Origin of the sequence: Hyella patelloides LEGE 07179, from assembly GCF_900659865.1 — a bacterium.
Taxonomy (GTDB): domain Bacteria; phylum Cyanobacteriota; class Cyanobacteriia; order Cyanobacteriales; family Xenococcaceae; genus Hyella; species Hyella patelloides.
Window position 1 is genome coordinate 1 of the sequence record NZ_LR213812.1, and the last position, 21,196, is coordinate 21,196.

Below are 21,196 nucleotides of genomic sequence, written 5' to 3' on the forward strand. Positions count from 1 at the left end.
AAATGATACCTGCTTTTGCTGCTTTTTGTAAAGAAGGTTCTCATCAATGTATGTCTACTTCAGAAGCTTATACACCTTATGCAATTTTAACTCGTACAGATAACAGTATTGCAGTAGAAATTGTGGGAAAAATGTTACGTCCTTGGCTTGATGGTGTTAGACCCGAACGGGATTGGTAATTTTCAAAAATTAATTTGATTAATAATTGGTCTTCAAATCACAGAAATGACGCTTTTATACACGAAATCACAAACAGATTTAATAAGACAGAAAGCAATTGATAAGTATGTCTTACCCATAGTAAAAAAAGTTTTTGCCAAATATCCTCAGATTAACTCAGCTAGTTTTGCGGTAGCTCAATATTGGGATGATAATGCATATGATGAAGTACACAATTTTATTTTGTATTCTGTGTTAGATATACCTGACTGGGAAGCTTATAGTAAATCAGAAAATGAAAAAGAACTTGGAGATTATAAAAATTGGGATGATTATTTTGATAATGCGATCAAAGACCCAATTAATTTACCTGGAATTACAGAATATCAAGATGAAATAGACAGAGAAGCATGGGAAGAATTAGAAAAAGAACCTAATTTCTATTATTGGAATGGTTTAGGAGATGACGAAATCGCTGCGTTTGCTGCTTTTTGCAAGGAAGGCTCTAATCAGTGTATGGACTATTCCGAAGCTTATACACCTTATGCAATTTTAACTCGTACAGATAACAGTATTGCAGTAGAAATTGTGGGTAAGATGTTACGCCCTTGGCTTGATGGTGTTAGACCCGAACGGGATTGGTAATGTAGTAAGGGTTTTGGCAATATCAAACCCCTATCTAATAAATAAATGTGCTGCACCCAGATTTACTTGTGGAATTACCAATAGAGCGATCGCTTTTCAAGTTCTACTGATGAAGTCGTAAAAATTTTTTAACATCAATCACAGGCTATTTTAAGGTTTCTGTATCAGAATATTCCTGGTGTTAATTCTACGAAACAGCACAAAAATGCTTATTTCTGCCTTAAACTGGCTTCTTTTCTGTGGCTATTGCTTTTTGATTTATTTATTAGTTCAAAAAACTGCATCTGTTCATATCAGTGCAACTGAGTTTTTTCATGGCGAATCACGAGAGGGAAATCCCCCAGGTTTATGGTTATTGATATCGAGTGCAGCTATTTCTTGGATTTTTGCCAAATCTATCGATAATGCTGCTAGCCTAGCTGCTGCTTTTGGTATTACTGGAGGTATTGGCTATGCGATTTATTATCTTAGTTTTCTTGTCGCTGCAATTGCCATCTATTTTCTTAGAGTCAAAGGTGGTTATTCTTCGTTATCTTCTTTTCTAGTTGATAAATATGGCATTGTTTGTGCCAAGTTGTTTTTAATCGCAATTGCCATTCGTTTATTTAACGAAGTTTGGTCTAACACGAAAGTTTTTTCGCTCTATTTTGGTGCAGAAGGTACTGCTGAATATTGGTTTGCAGCGATCGCTTTTACAATTTTTACTCTTGTTTATACTCTTAAGGGAGGATTACGTAGTAGCTTGCTCACTGATAGCGCGCAAATGCTACTAGCTGGACTTCTTTTGGCGATTATTCTAACCGCTTTATTTCCCCATTTCATTTTAAATGGATTTCCAGTAGTTTCCCAGGAAACAGAACGAGCTGGATTGACTTTCTGCGGTCTAGCTTTGGTACAAATTTTTAGTTATCCATTTCACGATCCAGTTTTGACAGATCGTGCTTTTATCACTTCGCCCTTAAAGATGCTAAAAGGTTTTACTTTAGCTGGAATTATTAGCGGTCTCTTTATTTTGTTATTTAGCATTGTTGGTCTTTATAGTTTGAATTTTTCTCTGTCAGGAAAACCCACATTAGCTGTGCCGATCGTGCTAGGTTTACCCTTTTTACTGGTTTTTAATGGGATTATGCTCACCAGTGCTGGCTCAACCTTAGATTCAACTTTTTCTAGCGTCGCCAAATTAACCGCAAGGGATTGGCACAACCAATACGGTCAACCTACTTCTTCTCAAACTTTTTTCGGGCAAAAAGCTATGATTGCTACAGCAATACTAGGAAATCTGCCATTGCTTAGTATTTATTTGGGCGATCGCGTTGGCCCTGCCATTATTCTTGCTACTACTATTAGTGGCACAATGGTGATGGGATTAGCACCCATCTTTCTCCTTTCTTTTATGCCCACTGCTAGAGAGCTTAGTTTTCATTTAGCTTTTTGGCCTGGTTTAATTTTAGGTATCCTCAGAGTTCTAGAAAATGCTCTTGCTACAAACATTTTTCCAGCTTGGATCGCTATTGGTGAGGGTCAATACGCCATCGATTTAGGTCTCAATGTTTATGGTTTAGCCCTATGTACTCTGGGTTATTTAATTGGTGCATTTCTCTTTCGCCAACGCTCTCTCGTTTAGTTTGGTTGTCTAGGGGGTTTGGCTTTGATTTCATATGTACTTCATCTGTCCTAAAGGATACCGCTTCGCATATGGGGCTGATGAATGTATCCCTCTTATGTCACTTTCCGATATTTACTAATATTAAAAACAAATACTGATTTCTTCCAAGTCATATACAGTGGGTATTTTCAAGTGCGACATTTTAAAATCATGAAAATTTTATCGATTGAACGTGCGAGTTGATTTTTTATTAGTAAATAGCTCGTGAATCGCTATCTATATAAAAGTTACAAGATTGAAAAATTACAAAATTTTTCGGAGTCTGACAAAAGAAGGGTATAGCACTACGGATTTACATTAGGACACTTATTACTTAATGACGAGTTACTTATTACTTCCGAGCAATCAAATAAACTTGTCCTAATACAACAATAGCAACGGCTATAGGTTGTTAATTTTGCCAACAAAGTCGATCGATCTCGCAATGCCTTATGATTCATCTAATTGAATCTCATTAAAAGGAATGCGAATTAAGTTATAAACGCCTCGACTATCTAAAGGGTTATAAGTATCTGGTTCGAGATTAACTATTTTTTCAATATCTTTAGTACGTCCTACTATCAATACTGTGGCAGAATTAATATTACTTTGATTCTCTGCAAGATGCGTTCTGAGATCGCTACGTCGCTTGAAAAAGCTTACTGGTTGTTGAGTATAAAAAACTAAGCTAGGCTTTTTAAAACCCACCAAGAATATTGGTTCTGATGATTGTTGAATTTCAGTAATTATACCAGCAATTTCTTTGAGAGTAACTTGTCGATGAATATCAATAAAAAACGTTGTTGGTATTAGTACAAAGCTAATAAAAGCCATGAAACCAATTAAATTAACAGCAATAATTCCTCGCCAAAATTTTATTTTAGTTAGACAAAAAGCGATCGCAATTGCGATAAGACCCCAAACTATTGTGCCAGAAATCGGTAATGAAGATTCAGCAACTAAACGACTCAATTTTGGTGTAGCTGGGTCTTTTCCTACCCAATTAGGACTGAGATAAAAAGCAATAGCTAAGGCAATTACCAAGATTAAATTAATAATAATACTGGCTAATAATGCATGATTGATTTTTTTGATTTTAAAATTACTATTAGTTATAAAATTACTCCACATCAAAGCCACCAAAATAGCAGCAGCAGGAACTAAAGGTAGAACATAGCTAGGTAATTTAGTAACAGAAGCACTAAAGAAAAGAAAAATACAAATAAACCAAAAGAAAGCAAAAATTCCTAAATGGTTTTGTCTCGGCTGTTTCGCCCAATATTTTCTCTGCCACCAGCGCATATTGGCGATCGCCACAGGTAAATAAACTGACCAAGGTGCTAATAAAATAAATACAATTAGAAAATAAAAATACCAAGGTGCTTCGTGACCATTAACGACATCAGTAAACCTTTGAAAGTTGTGATAACCAAAGAAAGTATCAAGATAATCTTGACCATTTTCTAACCAAACTAAAACGTACCAAGGTATAGTAATAGTTAAAAAGATAATTGCTCCCCAAAGTAATTTTATTTCTCGGACAACCTGCCAAAACTGCCCTATATAAATCAAAAAACAAAAGATAATCAAGCCTGGTAAAACAATTCCCACAGGCCCTTTAGCTAAAACAGCTAAACCCAATAAAATATAAAAAGCTAAATACCACTTGTTAGGTAAAACAAACCGTTGATTAATATCTGATAAACTATATCTTTTAACTGATGTGACATATCCCCAAAAAAAGCAAAACAAAGCACTACCCATACAACCACTAAGTAGCATATCAGAAACTCCAGTGCGCCCCCAAATAATAGTATGAGGGTTAAAAGTCATTAAGCCACTACCAATAATTGCTGATAGCCACAACTGCTTTTTTTTGATTAAACCTTGCTTTTTAAAATTAGCAATACCCCAATATTTAAGAGTATAAAAACCGAAAACTGTAAGCGCGATCGCAGATAAAGCTGAAGGCAATCTTACCGCCCATTCATTAACTCCAATTAATTGATAACCAATTACCATCAACCAATAAACTAAAGGGGGCTTATCAAACCGAGTTTCTCCATTAAAATAAGGAGTAATCCAATTATTTGTTACTGTCATTTGACGAGCTGCTTCTGCAAATAAAGGCTCAGTTTCGTCTACTAAGCTGGTACTACCTAAATGCCAAATAAAAGCCGTAAAATTAATCACTACCAACCAGATAATTGCTAATATCCAGTATTGATTGCGTTCTAAAACTTTTTTCATTTTATCTTGGTGATTGTTAACTGCTGATTGTTGATGATTAGACTAAATATTACCTAATTATCTATGACCTTTTTCATCTTTAAAAATTCATCCTTTCCCGTACCCGTATATGCTAAGATGATCAGCCTAATAGTTGTTGACACGACACAAAAAATGCAATTTATCGATCTCGCAAAAATAGAAGTACAAGCAGGAAAAGGAGGAGATGGCATAGTTGCGTTTCGTCGTGAGAAATATGTCCCCGCAGGAGGTCCTGCTGGAGGAAATGGGGGATGGGGTGGCTCAGTAACTTTTATGGCGACAGAAAGATTGCAGACTCTTCTGGATTTTCGTTACGCTCGTTTATTTAAAGCCGAAGATGGCAAAAAAGGAGGGCCAAATAATCGTACAGGAGCTTCGGGAAAAGACCTTATTATAGAAGTACCCTGCGGAACTATGATTTATGATTTAGAAACCGACAAATTGATTGGAGACTTAATAAAAAATGAGCAATCTTGCTGTGTTGCTCAAGGTGGTAAAGGAGGTTTAGGGAATAAGCATTTTTTAAGTAATCGTAATCGCGCTCCAGAACATGCTCTACCAGGCTTAGAAGGAGAATATAAAAGCCTACGTCTTGAATTAAAGCTCCTGGCGGAAGTGGGTATTATTGGCTTACCAAATGCAGGAAAATCTACTCTTATTTCCTCTTTGTCTTCTGCTCGTCCTAAAATAGCTAATTATCCTTTTACTACTCTTGTGCCTAATTTGGGGGTAGTTCGTAAGCCTACAGGAGATGGTACGGTATTTGCAGACATTCCTGGTTTAATTGCTGGTGCTTCTGCGGGGATAGGTTTGGGTCATGAATTTTTACGACATATCGAACGTACCCGCCTTTTATTACACCTCATTGATAGTAATGCAGACGACCCCGTTGCAGATTATCAAACAATTCAAAATGAATTGATAGCTTACGGTCAAGGATTACCAGAAAAAAAACAAATCATTGGTTTGAATAAAGTAGATAGTGTTGATGAATCAGTTTTAGAACTAGTAAAAGAAGAACTGCAAGCTCTTACGCCCGCACCTATTTATGCTATCTCTGCGGTTACTCGAACTGGTTTAGAACCCTTGTTATCGAAGATCTGGCAAGAATTAGATGATTTGAAAAAAACACAATAAAGGGGCAAAGCCCCTAGCTATAAGCCTTAAGCTGTAAGCTATAAGCCAGTTAGAAGCAGTTTTAAACCTCTCCTAAACCCCGTCTACATAGTTTGAATAGTAACTTTAGAGGAATTAGAAAAATGTAATATAAATTTGGCACAATTGAAATAAATAATAAATGATGCCACCGACGCTTGAAACATCTCGCCTAATTCTTCGTAAGTTAGAAATTTCAGATTTAACCGCCGTATTTGATTATTCATCTGAGCCAGAATATACCCAATTTCTGCCTTATCCATGTCCTACTTCCATTGCAGATTTTAAATCAATTTTTCAAAATCTACTCGATAATGAAGACAGCTATATTTGGGCAATTTGTCTCAAGGGTAAGCATCAATTAATCGGTATAATTGAAATTAGCTTAGACTCACCAACCGAAGCAAATTTACATTACGAAATTAATCACCAGTTCTATAATCAAGGCTTTGCCACCGAAGCAACTCAGACTGTTATTACTTGGACATGGGAAAATTTACCGCAAATCGCCCAGATTATTGCTGATACTCACTCTGCCAACCTCGGTTCACAACGGGTGATGGAAAAGAGTGGCATGAACCGTATTAAAACTGAATTTGTAACCTGGGATAAGTATCCCGAACCAGTAGAACTTGTCTACTATCAAATCAAACGACCTATTTCATGAATGATATATTAGCAAGCGAGATCGCCATTAAGCAATAAAATAGAAGTAGTTGAGATACTAGTGCAGGAAATATTTTTCTCTTGACTAAACTTTCATCACATTTTGCTAATTATAGATACAGGCAACTAAGATGATTATTGATTAATCAAGAGACAACTTTTAAAAATTAATTGGGCGACCTAAAAATCATAAAGGGTAAGAACATCATCTACCCAAATTAAATTGTGATTTGATTTAAAAATAGCTAACTAACAATAGACTTGGCTACCTGATGCATCAGTTCAGTTGGGTTATAGTTATCCGTAATAATTTGCGGACAACGTAAACAAGAAGATAAAGCTGCTTGTCTCCTTTTGATGCTTGATTATCATTCATTATTTTTGTTTAAATTAATTTAAATACTATATTTATAATTTATAATTTATGATTTTTGATAATTGCAAGTTTTTAATGGTAATATTTTGGACTTAAAATAATCTTATTTTACCTCCAGCTTATTTTTATTAAATACAAAATTAATTAATTGTAATTTTTTCAAACATCGTAATTATTTTAAAATTAATTATTTGAAAATGAGTTAACAAAACATATAGATGCGATCGCTATTTTGAGGGAACAAAAAATAAATAGATACTTACGCCCACAACTACTAGATTTTTATTCAGAAAAATAAATTAACTAGTGACTAACCATCAAAAATGAACAATCAACAATTAACAAAAGTAGTTTATACTCCCGAAAGCAAAATTAAACGTCCTTTGTTACTTTTTCGATTAATGTGGCGGGATTTATTAGCTTCCAAAGAGTTAGCCTGGCAATTAATGATTCGAGATATTAAAGCGCAATATCGACAATCTTTTTTAGGCGTATTATGGGCATTTTTACCCCCAATTTTTATGGCAGTAGGATTTACTTTAGCAGGAGAATCCAATGTTATTTCAGTAGGGAAAACTACTATTCCTTATCCTGCTTATGTCATGTTTAGTACTGCATTATGGCAAACTTTTATAGAATCTTTAAATGGCCCGATACAAGCAGTAGTTTCAGCTAAACCAATGTTAGCACGGGTTAATTTTCCCAGAGAAGCAATCATTTTAAGTAAATTAGGAGAAGTTGGCTTTAATTTCTGTATTAAACTAATTTTAATTTTTGGTTTATTTATCTGGTTTAAAGTGCCTGTAAGTTGGACAATTATTTTAGCTCCTGTGGCTTTAATTCACTTAGTAGTATTAGGCACATTTATCGGTGTTTTACTCGCACCTTTAGGGGTTTTATATCAAGATGTTTCTAAAGGAGTTAATATGTTGTCCACCTTTTGGTTATTTCTAACTCCCGTAGTTTATCCTATTCCCACCGAGGGAATATTTAGCATTTTAGTCAAATTTAATCCTGTAACTCCTCTATTAGTAACAATCAGAGAATTAGCCACTACAGGAATTTTAACTCAAGTTACAGGCTTTTGGATAGTCAGTGCGATCGCTTTTTTAGGCTTATTAATAACCTGGATTGTTTTTAGGTTAGCAATGCCTTATGTCATAGAAAGAATTAGTGCGTAAAACAGTAATCAGTAATTAGGTTATCAGTTATAAATCAATCATTAATAATGAACAATCAATTAGAAAAAGATCTAGTTATTTCTGTTAAAGATGTTTCTAAAAAGTTTTGTCGCGATCTAAAGCGATCGCTTTTTTATGGTATACAAGATATTGCCTCAGAAATTATTGGTAAACCCCGCCAAAGTGAGGAACTTCGTTCACAAGAATTTTGGGCATTAAAAGATGTTAGTTTCCAATTAAAAAAAGGTGATGCTTTAGGCTTAGTAGGGGCAAATGGAGCAGGAAAAAGTACTTTGCTAAGGATTATTAGTGGCTTAATTAATCCCGATACAGGAGTTATTAATGTTACAGGAAGAGTAGCCCCATTAATTGCTTTAGGTGCTGGTTTTAATCCCATTTTAACAGGTAGAGAAAATATCTATGCCAATATGTCTATCTTAGGATTAAGTAAACAAGAAATAGATAAAAACTTTGATTCTGTAGTTGATTTTGCCGAAATTTGGGATGCTATTGAAGCTCCCGTACAAACTTATAGTTCTGGGATGTCTGCTCGTCTTGGTTTTGCTTGTGCTATTCATATCGAACCAGAAATTTTATTAGTAGATGAAGTGTTATCAGTAGGCGATATTAAGTTTAAAATGAAATGCCATCGAAGATTAGCAAAATTACAAGAAAAAGGCACAGCTTTTATTTTAGTTTCTCACAACTCCCATAGTATTTTAAATATTTGCAATAAAGCAATTTACCTAAAACAAGGACAACTAATAATGTCAGGAGAAGCCGAAGCAGTTGTCAATAAATACGAAGAAGATTTGGCTTTTAGTGAAGGAAAAGATGGCAGATCAAAAGCAATAATGAGATTGCGAGAAAAACCTTCTCATGAAAGTTCTGGTTTAGATATCACCTCTATCTTTTTTCGTGATGAACAAGGTAATATTTTAGAAACTCCTTTATCTGGTAAACCTGCTTACTTATGTGTGGAATGTCAAGCTAATCAACATTTTGAAGATATTAATGTAGGAGTTAAAATTAGAGCTATTTTAGGGGAACAAGATGTGGTTTTATATTTAACTAGCAATAATGATAGTTGTTTACTAGAAATTACTCCAGGTAAAACCGAAATTCAACTACAGATGTCTCAACTTGGTCTATCTCCTGGAAGATATACCGCCCGAATTTACTTACGTCAAGGAGTGCGCTCTTTTGATATTATCGAATCTTTTCGTTTTATAGTAGAAACATCAGAAATTATGAGCAGATGTTTATTCTACCAACCTAGAAATTGGCAAACAATTAAACTAGATTGATTAATAAGTATCCGTGCAAAATAGATTACACAGTGGGAATAGGCAAGAGCCAAGAGGGAATAGGCAAGAGGAAATTATGAGTGTGTAAATAATTATGCCCAAATACTTATTATTTATCTTAGTAACCATATCATCTTTACTTTAAAGATAAAGATATTATTTTTTTGTAGTTATTAAAAAGAATAAATTAATTATTAATTATCATTTATTCTTGATTGATTTTCTTTTCCAAAACAACCCCAGCTAAACAAAATAAGGTTTATGCAGACAATTTACTTAAAATTGGTTCTTACGATGGCAATATGGGGCGGAACTTTTATTGCAGGACGTATAATTGCACAAGAAATAAGTCCATTTACTGCATCGTTTTATCGATTTGCGATCGCTACTATTTGTCTGATCTTCTTTATTTATCGTCAACCAGCAAAGCTACCTAAATTAAAAACTCATCAGATTCCTATCATAATATTACTAGGTTTTAGTGGTGTTTTTGCTTATAACGTTTTTTTCTTTTTAGGATTACAAACAATAGCTGCAAGTCGTGCGGGATTGATTATAGCTTTGAATCCAGTATCGATTGCACTTAGCTCTAGACTAATATTTAAAGAAAAATTGACTAGCCTTAAAATAATTGGGATTGCAATCTCTCTATTAGGAGTAGCATTTATTATTACTGAAGGTGACTTAACTACTCTATTCTCTGGTGGAGTTGGTAAAGGAGAATTATATATTTTAGGCTGTGTTGGTAGTTGGGGAATTTATTCTTTAGCGGGTAAAAAGGCAATGCAAGAATTATCATCTTTAGTCACTACTACCTATGCAATTATTGTCGGAACAATTACATTACTTCCTTTAGCACTTCAGGAACAATTTAAACAAGGAATACAACCAATAACACCTTTAAGTTGCTTAAGCTTATTGTATTTAGGAATCTTAGGAACAGTGGTTGCGTTTAATTGGTACTATGATGGAATTCAAGCTATTGGTGCAGCAAAAGCCTCAATTTTTATTAATTTAGTACCTGTTTTTGCCCTTGTTTTTGGTATCATCTTTTTACAAGAATCGATATCTTCGATCTTACTTATAGGTGGTAGTTTAGTAATAACTGGTGTTTCTCTAGTTAATAAAAAATAGGTTGATTAGAGTAGTGTAGGCATTGCCCACCTTACCTACATATTGTAGTTTAGTAATTAATGATGTTTATTTAGTTAAGAAAATAGATTATTTATATTAATATCAAGTAAAATGTATATTGACAAATATTAACCACAATCCCAGTTATACCACACATTAGAAAAATCTAATCTTTCTAACGCAGACTTTTTAATAAAGAAGTTTCCGATTCCTCCATCTCCCCAACAAATATTTATTGATTTGCTACTATCTGAATCAATTTGTAAGAGTAGAATATATGGCTCTTCGTCTTGGGGATAATTATAGCGCGGATCGTATTGCACAAAATTTGGATATCCCCCTAGCTTATGTTTATTCATACAAAATTTGTCATAGTATTCATCAACAATATCTTGAAAATTTGCATCAGCTTCATCTACTGGAAAAATACTAAATTTATTATCAGAAATAGTAATTGGTCGAAAATTAATTGTAAAATCCAAGCTACAACATCCTTCAAATGGCATCAACCATTCATCATTTAATTTTGGTAGAAAATCAAAATCAGTTACCAAATTATCTTCTTTTAAATCTATATCAGGAAAATATACAGCACGAAATTTATCTTGTTGAGTAGGATTATCAAAATTCAACCCATACAATTCTTCATCTGCTGCAATATAAAATTGTAAAATACCTTTATTAGGAAAATATTCTAGATGAGGAACTTCTACAAAATTAATTTGTGCTAGTAAATACAAGTATTCTCCATCATAACTTTTAGGATATGTAAAACCTTTAGGAAGATAGGGTAAACCACCAAACTTACTTTGCCACCAATTAGGTTGATTATTATCGGTAAGTCTGATTTCAATATAAGGTTTGATTGTGGCTTCTATCTTCGCTCGATAAGGCTCTAAATCTGGAGATAATTCCACATCTAATTTGTAAATCATTTTCTTTTTTAACTAATCGGTATTGGTAACTTAATTTTAATTATGTCCTCAAAACAAAAATCTGACACTAACACTCAAACTTCAAACGAATCTAACTTTAACTTAAGCATTCAAATATTAACAAAAAGCGAGCGCGATTTAGCTATAATTATCGAGCAATTTGGTAATCCTCCTGAGTGGAAAAGAGAACCAGGTTTTGCTACCTTGATTCGGACTATTTTAGGACAACAAGTATCCTTCGCTTCAGCTAAAGCTACTTTTAAACGTCTTAGTAATGCGGTTAATCCTTTAACACCACAAAACTTTATCTTGCTAGACGATATGCAGCTTAAATCACTTGGTTTGAGTAGGCAAAAAACTCGCTATGGTAGAGAATTAGCTAATGCAATTATTAGCAAGCAATTAGATTTAAAACATCTCGAAAAATTAGATGATTTAACTATCAGAAATAAACTAAAACAAATCAAAGGTATTGGTGATTGGACTGTAGATATGTATCTTATGATGGCATTACAACGTCAGGATATATTTCCCAGTAAAGATTTAGCAGTTGCGATCGCTGTCAAAGAAATCAAAAACCTACCCACTCGTCCCAAACCAGCAGAGTTAGAATTAATTGCTCAACCTTGGCAACCCTATAGGGCAATTGCCACTAAAATACTCTGGCATTATTATTTAAATCGTTAACCATTACCTCAACGAAATCGCCGATAATAAAACTTCTGCGCCAAATCTCACCGCATCGGTACAGGGTAATCCCGTTGATTGTTGTGTTTCTTCAATGGCATTTTTAGCCGTCTCCGCATCCATACCAAAGGTGTTAAGAGCGATCGCTTTTACTTTAACTTTATCAGACGCACCCCCAACCTTAGCTACAGTTTCGTATAGTTGCACAACTTCTGGTAAAGTTGGAATGGTAATTTGGGGTAAATCGTGGATTTGAGTAGCACCTGCACGATGGACTAATATTAAACCTGTGGGTTGGCTTCCTCGTATCAAAGGTAAGGTAGCGGTAGAACCAGGATGCAATAGAGAGCCTTGTCCTTCTATAATTACTAAATTACTATCTTTGCTCAATTCCAGTACTGTTTTCTCCACAGCACCCGCAGCAAAATCTACTCTCACTGCATCTAAAGCAACACCCTGTCCAGCGATCGCAATTCCTGCTTGTCCCGTAGCCACAAACTGACTTTTGATACCTTTATTTTTAGCAGCGCGATATAATTCCAGACTGGTTGACATCTTACCAATTGCCATATCTGTCCCTACTGTAAGAATTCTCTGACAGGATAGCGAGCGTGCTTTTGCCGTACCAATAGATAAACCTGGTGGTTCTTGTCTAAGATCCCAAATCCACTGTCCTTCTGACAAGTTGGGATACTGAGGCGCAATAAAAGTATGTAAGCCATTAACGATAGATAAACCTTGGCCTATTGCTTCGGTAACTTCTGCTTGTAAATCTGCGGGTAATCTACCCCCAGAAGGTGCAATCCCAATCAACAAGACATCAGAATCGTAAGCTAAAGCCTCTTGAAGATTAGAGACAATGGGTATATCCTTAGTAATCCCTGTTAATTCTACTAAAGACTTACCCGCACAAGTGCGATCGATTACGGCAACAATTTCGGTTTCGCCATAGCGTAGAAAAGCTAATCCCGTTTTACCATGTTTTCCCGTAACTCCTTCATGAAGTAGGATCGCTACCTTATTCTTATTTGTAAGCATGGTATTCTACTCCTAATCCTGCTTGGTTATTTGGTAATAAACGCCCTTCTGATATGGTTGCGCCAGAGAAAGGATCGTTGATTAAATTGAGATGACTATCCAAATCTAAATAATCTGCTAAAGGTGCAAGATGAGACATGGCAGTATTGGCTAAACTACTATCAGAATAACAACCAAACATTACTTGTAAACCAAAAGCTTTTGCTATTTCAATCGTCCGCTTCGCCTCAGTTAAACCACCTGTTTTCATTATTTTTAGATTTACCCCCGCCACCGATGAAGCCAGTCTAGGAATATCACTACTGTTAAAACAACTTTCATCAACAAATATAGGTAAGGGTGAATTTTTGGATAAGGTCGCTAGTTTATCATTTTCTGCCACAGCTAAAGGTTGTTCGATATACTCTACACCCAAATTTGCCAGCCAATGAGACATATAAACAGCATCGTTAAAACTCCATCCTCCATTAGCATCTACTGTAAGTCTTGCTTGAGGAAATGCAGAGCGAATCGCTTCTAACATCGCTTTATCTGCTTCAATACCTTCAGGATTGCCCAATTTTAGCTTTAGTATCTGAAAATCTATTGTTTCTTGCCAAGCAAGCCCCCTTTTTACTGCATTCTCTGGAGAACTAATACCGATAGTTACCGAAATTGGCACAATGCGATCGCGATTTAAACCCCATAATTGCCACAAAGGTAAACCTACTTTTTTGCCCAACCAATCATAAAGAGCCGTATCGATAGCTGCTTTAACAGAAGATGGCACTTGTTGATTATCTAAGATTTCGGCAATTTCTTGTCTTTGTAAAGGGTGAAATTTTGCTAAGCGAGGGCTAATTTGAATGATTTCTTGTTCCAATTTTGCCGTATCTTTGCTTTCTGCTTTCGAGATCGAAAAAGGCGACGCTTCCCCCCAACCTTCAAGATCATCCTCTTTAATTTTTACCCAAAGATTAGTAGTGCGATCTGTTGTACCCCGACTGATTTTGAGAGCAAATTTTTTACGCACCGTGAAAGTCTGGACTATTAATTCCATAGAGTTAATTTTTTAAAAAAGGCGATCGCAGTTATTAATTGTTATCTTGAGTTATAGCATTTTTTCTTTACTCCATTATTTCGTATTAATCTCAAGCAAACCAATCATTTTTTATCAAAAGTAATGCTTAGTAAATTATCTTCTTTTCTCATTAAAAATAATCCAATCAAAGCTGCTAATAAAGGTACTGCTGCCCAAAACAATTTATTTGAAGTGGAAGTTTCGTAAGGATTTAGTAGTTGTTGGTATGTAGAAAAAGTAGAAACTGCGTGCATCCCTAAAATTGCACCATAAGTCCAAGTTTTTAATAATCCTGCCATAAAAGCCAGCACGATTATAGTTTGAACAATACCCGCAGTTTGAGAAATAGCAGGGGAAATTTCCATGAAATAAAATTTAGAAAAAATTTTCTGGGCATTTTCTGGCGAAATGAACTTTTCTAATGACCAAACTAAGAAAAATATTCCAGTACTAAAACGGATGAGAGCTAGACTTATTTTTAGTTTTTGTTCTTGTTTCATCACAAAAAAACTAATTAGCTACTGATAAACTATTCTGAAACATTCGTGTGATATTAACCACTAAGCAAACAAGCAAGTATCTATATAGTTATTAAAAATATAGTCAAATGCGACAATGACCAATTATCAACTTAATTAGGAGTAATCCTAACTGGACGAACTACAACGCCCTTTATCCCTCGTCTATTAAAGATTTCTGGGATTACCTTACGCATAATATTATAGGAACTAGAGATATCCGAATTGATGCGAGTCTTCAAGCCTCTTTCCTTATACATTCCTCTGCTTTCTCGATAACCGCTAAATTTAATCTCTCTAGCATTGTCATCACCATAGCTAGGAATCGGATCTAAGGATAGAAAAGAAGCACGAGAAGTGTAAGATTCTTCTCTGACTATCACTTCAATTCCTTGTAACTGTCCTTTATAAAACAACATTTCAATTAGCCGAGCGTGAGGAATTGTTGTAAAGGATTGATTTACTTGTTTGCCTAGATTAACTGACTGTTTCCAACCTTCATTATTACCGATAATCAGCTTTCCTATTCCATGTTTATCCAGATGGTTGATTATCCATCTAGAGGCTTTGTGTAGGTAATTGTTTACCTGATTATTTCGCTTGGCTGCTAGTTGTTTAATTCGATTTGAACTGAGTTGATGAGATGGCAGTAATGACTGTAGTTTAGCGAACGTTTTGTTATATAACTGGTTCAAACTCTTGAGTGGTCGTCCGTTAATCAAAATAGGTATAAATCCTAGTTGATTTGATGTTAACGCGCACAAATTGTTGATACCGATATCAATACTCGCTACAGCATTAGGATTGTGTACTGTATAACTTTCCTTTTTTTCATAGACTACTTCAATTACATATTGTCCTGTTTTGGGTATAACTCTAACCTGATCTATGTTCTCCACCTTAGTTGGTATCAAGATATCTACACCAGATAGCTTAACTATTCCTTTTTTCAGCCAAGGTTTGCTGATAGCTTGGATAGTATAGACTAGTAAATTACGTCCTTTATTCTTATCTTTATAACGAGGTAATTTAGGTCTACCCTTAAATTTATCTGGAGCTATTTTATAGGCTTTAATGGCATTTAAAAAAGACTTCCAATTTTGCTCTAACAGCCTCAGTACTTGTTGACTTACCTTAGCTGGTAATGCTTGATAGTCAGGGGTGCTTTTACAAGCGTGATAAACCTTGTTGTATCCCAGATAAATCTTGTCAAAGATGAAAGCTTGACGAATTTGATAATTGGCATAGTTGTAGAGATTTTTGGATAGAAAACACAATTTATCTATTTGTTGCCAAATAGAATGACTTCGTTTAATAATATGTCTCTCTACGTGCTTCATTATTCAATCTCTATCATACTTACTATTATCCCAGATAAAGACACTTGTAATTGGCTATAAATGATAATATTTGTCTAGATTTTCAATGAAGTTAAACAATACTTTCTGACTCCTGATACTATCCTACTTGACCAACTCCTGAGCTTTATTCTAACTGATTTCAATTTGTCTTGTTACAGTCAAAGCTGAATAACTAACCCCTGCTGTGCCTTCTCCTGGGTGGGTAGAATCTCCCACTAACCATAAACCCTTAATAGGAGTCCGATTAGCAAAACCAAAAGGACCAAAAGTAGACACTCGTTGCCCAATACCGCCCACTATACCCTGTTCCCTAGCTGTATAAGTCGCAAAAGTTCTTGGTGTCGCAGTTTCTTGATGAATAATGGTTTCTGGGGTGAGATGAAAATAATCACTCAACTTGGCGATCGCTTCTTCGGTATACTGTTTTTTAAGCTCGTCATATTCTTCTTTTGAACCTTTCCACCACATTGCAGCATCAGTAAAAGACGATGCAATAATCGTCGCCTGTCCTGGTTTGGCTCGTCCGTCTCCTGGTTTACTCACAGAAACAAATAAAGAATTGTTTTCCCCAATAATGCCTTCATAATCGTAGAGAAATTGCAGATGAGGGGGACAATTTTCGGGAATAGCTTCCCTATCAACTCCCCAATAAATTACAAACGCACCTGAAGCATCTGGTAACTTATCCACCCGTTGTTGATAGCCTGTAAATGCTGGATGTGGTTTGTCGCGATCTACCAATTGCACCAGATTTTGCGCCGTGACATTAGCAACTATGTGCGCTGCGGTTTCTATGGTGGTAGTTCCTGTTTTTTGGTCTAAAACCTCTACTGCTACTGCTTTTGACCCTTCTGTATGGATTTTAGCGACCGAATGACGCATTTTTAGCTGTCCGCCATATTTCTCTAAACCTTCTACTAAGCGATCGCTCAAAACCTGCATACTTCCTTTAAGATGAAATAATCCTTGGGGTGCTTGGGATACTGCTAAGGCGGTGGCTGCATAGAGTAAAGCGGTTTCGTCGGCGTTTACTTGAGAATAAAGCTTCAGTTGCAGATCCAAAAAGGTTTTTAATCTTTTATCTCCATACAAACCATAAAGCTTCAGCGCATCTCCCACTGTCATTAAGGTAAAGGGGACAGTAATTAAAGTATCTAACCTCACAGAAGAAACCAATTGCCATAAATCCCATCCATTACGAGGTGGTAATACAGGATCGCGAGCTTGAAAATTCCAGCTAGCAGTAAATAGCTTATTTAACAATTGCCAAAAAGGTTCGCTTCCTGGAAACTGTTTTTGTCTTTCCTCTTGCCACATAGCGCGATCTCGCCACACCTTAATAGGGGTAGTTTCTCCTGGTAAAAAAACCGCACAAGCAGGATCGCAAAAAGTGGTTTCTGGTAACTCAATCCCTAACTCTTCAAAAATGCGATGATGAATTCCCCCAGGTTCTAAACCCGCCACCTGCGTCGCTCCCACATCAAAAGTAAAACCCCGTCGCTTAAAGGTAGAAGCACAACCCCCAGGAACAATTGCTCGCTCGTAGATAGTTACCTCGTAACCCCTTTTCGCCAATAAAGCACCTGCGGTTAAACCACCAACACCTGCACCAATCACAATGACACGAGGTTTTGTTTTAGTTGAAGCGATCGCCATAAAAGATTTTTTACTTTAATATTTCTTAATACTTTAATTGTTACATAGTAAGAACTTTACTCACGACTCATTACTTCCATAGTCAAGCAAAAAGGAACATTTTTAATCACTAGCTAGTCATTCTCTGAGTCTGTAAGTTATCATCAATTCCGCGCCACATTAACCTCTCAACCGTAAAGACAAAATAATGTCTTATGGCAAAAAGGGGGCGTAGAATCTAATCTTTAACCATATAGTTTAATGAATCGCAAATATATGAAGCTGAGAAATAAGCTCTCAATAGTAGCAATTACATCAATTATCTTAGGTAGTACTTTCTCCTTACTTCCTGCTAAAGCTCAAACAGGAGAACAACAAATCGATCAAAGCCAAGTAACTGCTGTCGCTGTACCAGGAGGCAGATTTTATAATTTAGTTGTGGTAGAGCAAATTCCTGGTCAACAACAGTGTTGGCAAGAAAGTGGTTCGCAACCAACGGTAATCGAGCCTTTGTGGACGACCTTTGACTTTACAGGTAGTTGTCGCCGTGCAGCAGATAGCAATGGTTACTCTGTACGCCTTGATGGTCAAGATACTAGCCTAGACTACAGTTTAGATTTAGTAGAACAAGGTGATGAAGTTCAGTTAGTAGCGGTATCCCGTGCAGATAACTCTCGTACTGTTGTGGGTAAAACCTTCGGCAAACAAGAAGGTCAATTTCTCAAAGTATATCTTAACCCTGGTTGGGAATTCACCAAAAAAACCTTTGAAGGCAAAGCTTTAGGTCATTTTCACTTTAGTGGTGATACAGCAGCGATCGCAGCAGCAGGAGACAATCCCCCTGCACCCCCAGTAGTGGCTACTTCTAGCTTTAGTGATACTGCAACAGACACTTACAAAGAAGAAATAGAAGAAGCTGTTACTTTGGGCTTTATTGCTGGCTTTGAGGACGATACTTTCAAACCCGAAGAACCCCTCACTAGAGAACAGTTAGTATCAATGGTAATTGGTGCTTTAGATACTGTTCCCGATCTCCAAGCCCAAGCACCAGACGCAGCTACTATTCAACCCTATCCCGATGTTACATCCTCTCGCTGGAGTGCTGCTAAAATTCAATGGGCAAAAGAAAATCAAATTGTTAAAGGTTATCCAGATGGTTCATTTAGACCCGAACAACCCGTAACTAGAGCAGAATTAATGGCAGTATTAGAAAATGCAGCCAAATTTGCCAGTACCACACGAGGTCAAACTGCGGAATTAGTTACTACAAAAGAGACTACCTCTTTTGCTGATATTTCTGGTCATTGGGGTGAACAATTAATTCAGCAGATGTCTGCTTACTGTGGCGTTGCTTCTGCTTATAACGAGACTGGAGATTCTTTCTTACCCAACGATCCTTCTGGACGTAATTATGCTGCTGCTGCAACACTAAGAATGCACAATTGTGTAGCTGAACCTAGCTCTTAAAATTAGTAATCAATTTAATGTTCACGAAACTTAAGTCTCATAGCCAAATCAATTGTTTACTAGTCAATAACTGACATAATCAAAGCAGGGATTTTTACCTTATCCCTGCTAATTATTTAGCTTTCTTTCAGAAATTAAGTAAATTAAATCTAATAGTTTCATAAAGTATTTAACAATCATCTTGGGAATTGATCATATCAATTGCCATTTGTAGACTTAAAATCATTCGATTAAGAGAGCTTGCAAGATGTCCGATTTCATCATTACTGTTATGCTCAAATTTTGATTGAAGATCGCTTGTGCTAATTTTATTTGCGAGTACTGCCATATTTTTTATTGGGTCAATAATAGATTTTTTCAGAAATAAATTAATACCTAAAATAGATGCAATAAATAAAGTAAATACAACTCCAATAATGGATAATTTAATGTTCTTAGCAGTATTTATAACTTCGTTAGCTGGAACAGATATAATTTGTGTTCCTACAATTTCATTGAGTTTCCACCCGAATCCATTTTCTGAGCCGTAAGTTGCAATTAGGTTTTTAGGTGCCCTCTCTGGTGTACTATGGCAGCTTAAACAACTTGCATCTTTAATTGCTAATGGACGAGCAATGTAGTAAGACATATTATTTAGATCGTTTCTAAAACCCGTCATTTCTTGTAAATTTTGATTCTGACGAAATTGTGTAACTAATTCTGTTTCAAATGGATCGGCTTTATCTCTAGGATTTGTAGTATTTAAAGTTGCTTCTTTATAAGTAAATTGCTGATAATCTGGTTGCTTTCTCAATTCTTCAAAAACTTCTTTCGCTGCATAAGATGGAACTGTTTCTGGTAAAAAACTTGTACTATTTTCTAGGATTGAAGCCAACTCTGGCTTGATTTGATCGTTAGTATATTTTCTCACAGAGTTCATTGTTTCTATAATGATAAAAGCTTTATTGTTGACTTCTTGTTTTACTTTTTTTTCTAATATTTGAGATAGAGACAATCCACAAATAATTAAAGTAATTAATAAAGCAAGACCTAATATAATATTGAGTTTAGTACCTAATTTAGAGTTTTTGAGTGTTAACATACTTAATGATTAAGTAAAGAATCCATCATTAACATTCCCAAAAACCAGAAATAACTTATCAATGTGGAATAATTTAATTAAACAGAATTTTAGGTTTTTACTATGCTATGATGTTGCACACAATATTTACCAGGTTAATTTGCTAAATATTCCAGGAATCTCGTCTAATCTTCCTCGTAATCGGCATGAATATCATCGGCAAAATGGGGGAAGGCAGATAGAAAATCTAAAATCCTTTAACTAATATTATTTCTAGGGAAACTTCTAGACATCATATCAATTTAGATCGAGAAGTTAGATACATAAAAATTTTGCTAGTCAATAACTCCAGCGACTAACTCTCCATTATCTATTTTGTTTTGTAAGCTTGAAGAAAACCTTATTTGACAGAGGATTGTTTTCGTCCAAATCATTACAGGCTCATCATTTATAAGTTCAACACCAGTATGCGCGTCATATTCACTAAAAACTGCTTGAATAAATTCTATTCCTTCAACCATTTCATCTTCAGAATCAAAGTAGCGATGGGTCGTAAATTGATTAGTGCTTGACATACTTGGCTCGATTCCGATTTCATCCAAGTGCCAAACTTTTGTTCCATCTTCAGTTATTTCAAATTCATCATCGTATAACCAATAACAGCCAAGTCTTTTTTCATTGATTTGCAATATAAAACCGTGATTATATCCCTCTAAGAAATCGTCTCTCTGCGCTGGAGTAATAAATATTTTATGCTTTTTTCCTTCCACCATCAGCATTTCGGCAGCATAGTCATTTTCACCATACGCACCCCATGTAGATAATGGCGAGAGAAATTCCTTTCCGTAAATCACCTTGGACATCAAAATTGTCTGTGTTCTCTTGGAGTTGGTCTA

18 protein-coding genes are annotated in these 21,196 nt (G+C 35.5%); 9 read left to right on the forward strand and 9 right to left on the reverse strand.

Annotated elements, in window-relative coordinates:
- Positions 1 to 225: 225 nt before the first annotated feature.
- Together H1P_RS09635 and H1P_RS09640 are read left to right on the forward strand one after the other, a co-directional pair.
- Positions 226 to 804 carry a hypothetical protein gene (locus tag H1P_RS09635; protein ID WP_144866628.1) on the forward strand — a complete coding sequence of 193 codons (579 nt, stop codon included), beginning with the start codon at positions 226 to 228 and terminating at the stop codon, positions 802 to 804.
- 205 nt (positions 805 to 1,009) lie between these two features.
- The gene (locus H1P_RS09640) at positions 1,010 to 2,428 is read left to right on the forward strand and encodes an SLC5/6 family protein (RefSeq protein ID WP_144866630.1); all 1,419 of its coding nucleotides are present in this window, start codon (positions 1,010 to 1,012) and stop codon (positions 2,426 to 2,428) included.
- Positions 2,429 to 2,899: 471 nt separating this feature from the next.
- Here H1P_RS09640 and H1P_RS09645 read toward each other — a convergent pair whose 3' ends face one another.
- A complete protein-coding gene (locus H1P_RS09645) occupies positions 2,900 to 4,699 on the reverse strand; it encodes an ArnT family glycosyltransferase (RefSeq protein ID WP_144866632.1) in 1,800 nt (599 codons plus the stop codon).
- A gap of 153 nt (positions 4,700 to 4,852) precedes the next feature.
- Between H1P_RS09645 and obgE the strand changes: the two genes are divergently transcribed.
- The 5 genes from obgE to H1P_RS09670 all read left to right on the forward strand — a co-directional run bounded on the left by obgE (position 4,853) and on the right by H1P_RS09670 (position 10,539).
- The gene (obgE, locus tag H1P_RS09650) at positions 4,853 to 5,857 is read left to right on the forward strand and encodes a GTPase ObgE (protein ID WP_144866685.1); all 1,005 of its coding nucleotides are present in this window, start codon (positions 4,853 to 4,855) and stop codon (positions 5,855 to 5,857) included.
- A 160-nt stretch (positions 5,858 to 6,017) separates the two neighbouring features.
- Entirely contained in the window at positions 6,018 to 6,542 is a 525-nt protein-coding gene (locus tag H1P_RS09655) for a GNAT family N-acetyltransferase (protein ID WP_144866634.1), read from the forward strand.
- 698 nt (positions 6,543 to 7,240) lie between these two features.
- A complete protein-coding gene (locus H1P_RS09660; RefSeq protein ID WP_144866636.1) occupies positions 7,241 to 8,098 on the forward strand; it encodes an ABC transporter permease in 858 nt (285 codons plus the stop codon).
- A gap of 47 nt (positions 8,099 to 8,145) precedes the next feature.
- The gene (locus H1P_RS09665; RefSeq protein WP_144866638.1) at positions 8,146 to 9,405 is read left to right on the forward strand and encodes an ABC transporter ATP-binding protein; all 1,260 of its coding nucleotides are present in this window, start codon (positions 8,146 to 8,148) and stop codon (positions 9,403 to 9,405) included.
- A gap of 261 nt (positions 9,406 to 9,666) precedes the next feature.
- Positions 9,667 to 10,539 (forward strand): DMT family transporter, encoded by an 873-nt coding sequence (locus H1P_RS09670; RefSeq protein WP_144866640.1) that lies wholly within the window; start codon positions 9,667 to 9,669, stop codon positions 10,537 to 10,539.
- Between the two features lie 128 nt (positions 10,540 to 10,667).
- On the opposite strand, the gene H1P_RS09675 is transcribed toward H1P_RS09670, so the two are convergent.
- Positions 10,668 to 11,474, reverse strand: a complete 807-nt coding sequence (locus H1P_RS09675; protein ID WP_144866642.1) for a YwqG family protein — start codon at positions 11,472 to 11,474, stop codon at positions 10,668 to 10,670.
- 42 nt (positions 11,475 to 11,516) lie between these two features.
- On the opposite strand from H1P_RS09675, the gene H1P_RS09680 reads away from it, so the two are divergent.
- Positions 11,517 to 12,161, forward strand: coding sequence for a DNA-3-methyladenine glycosylase family protein (locus H1P_RS09680; protein WP_144866644.1), 645 nt, complete (start codon positions 11,517 to 11,519; stop codon positions 12,159 to 12,161).
- Positions 12,162 to 12,164: 3 nt separating this feature from the next.
- On the opposite strand, the gene H1P_RS09685 is transcribed toward H1P_RS09680, so the two are convergent.
- The 5 genes from H1P_RS09685 to crtD form a co-directional block, all read right to left on the reverse strand.
- The gene (locus tag H1P_RS09685; RefSeq protein WP_144866645.1) at positions 12,165 to 13,199 is read right to left on the reverse strand and encodes an N-acetyltransferase DgcN family protein; all 1,035 of its coding nucleotides are present in this window, start codon (positions 13,197 to 13,199) and stop codon (positions 12,165 to 12,167) included.
- Positions 13,186 to 14,238, reverse strand: a complete 1,053-nt coding sequence (locus tag H1P_RS09690) for a dipeptide epimerase (protein WP_144866647.1) — start codon at positions 14,236 to 14,238, stop codon at positions 13,186 to 13,188. The genes H1P_RS09685 and H1P_RS09690 overlap by 14 nt, the downstream gene beginning before the upstream one ends.
- A 104-nt stretch (positions 14,239 to 14,342) precedes the next feature.
- Entirely contained in the window at positions 14,343 to 14,759 is a 417-nt protein-coding gene (locus tag H1P_RS09695) for a DoxX protein (protein ID WP_144866649.1), read from the reverse strand.
- A gap of 131 nt (positions 14,760 to 14,890) precedes the next feature.
- The gene (locus tag H1P_RS09700; protein WP_144866650.1) at positions 14,891 to 16,117 is read right to left on the reverse strand and encodes an RNA-guided endonuclease InsQ/TnpB family protein; all 1,227 of its coding nucleotides are present in this window, start codon (positions 16,115 to 16,117) and stop codon (positions 14,891 to 14,893) included.
- Positions 16,118 to 16,267: 150 nt separating this feature from the next.
- Positions 16,268 to 17,794, reverse strand: coding sequence for a C-3',4' desaturase CrtD (crtD, locus tag H1P_RS09705; protein WP_144866651.1), 1,527 nt, complete (start codon positions 17,792 to 17,794; stop codon positions 16,268 to 16,270).
- Between the two features lie 255 nt (positions 17,795 to 18,049).
- Between crtD and H1P_RS09710 the strand changes: the two genes are divergently transcribed.
- Positions 18,050 to 19,240, forward strand: coding sequence for a DUF3747 domain-containing protein (locus tag H1P_RS09710; RefSeq protein ID WP_144866688.1), 1,191 nt, complete (start codon positions 18,050 to 18,052; stop codon positions 19,238 to 19,240).
- A 169-nt stretch (positions 19,241 to 19,409) separates the two neighbouring features.
- Here the strand turns inward: H1P_RS09710 and H1P_RS09715 are convergent, their stop codons facing one another.
- Entirely contained in the window at positions 19,410 to 20,321 is a 912-nt protein-coding gene (locus tag H1P_RS09715) for a c-type heme family protein (protein ID WP_144866653.1), read from the reverse strand.
- Positions 20,322 to 20,635: 314 nt separating this feature from the next.
- Positions 20,636 to 21,163 (reverse strand): hypothetical protein, encoded by a 528-nt coding sequence (locus H1P_RS09720; protein WP_144866655.1) that lies wholly within the window; start codon positions 21,161 to 21,163, stop codon positions 20,636 to 20,638.
- Positions 21,164 to 21,196: the final 33 nt, after the last annotated feature.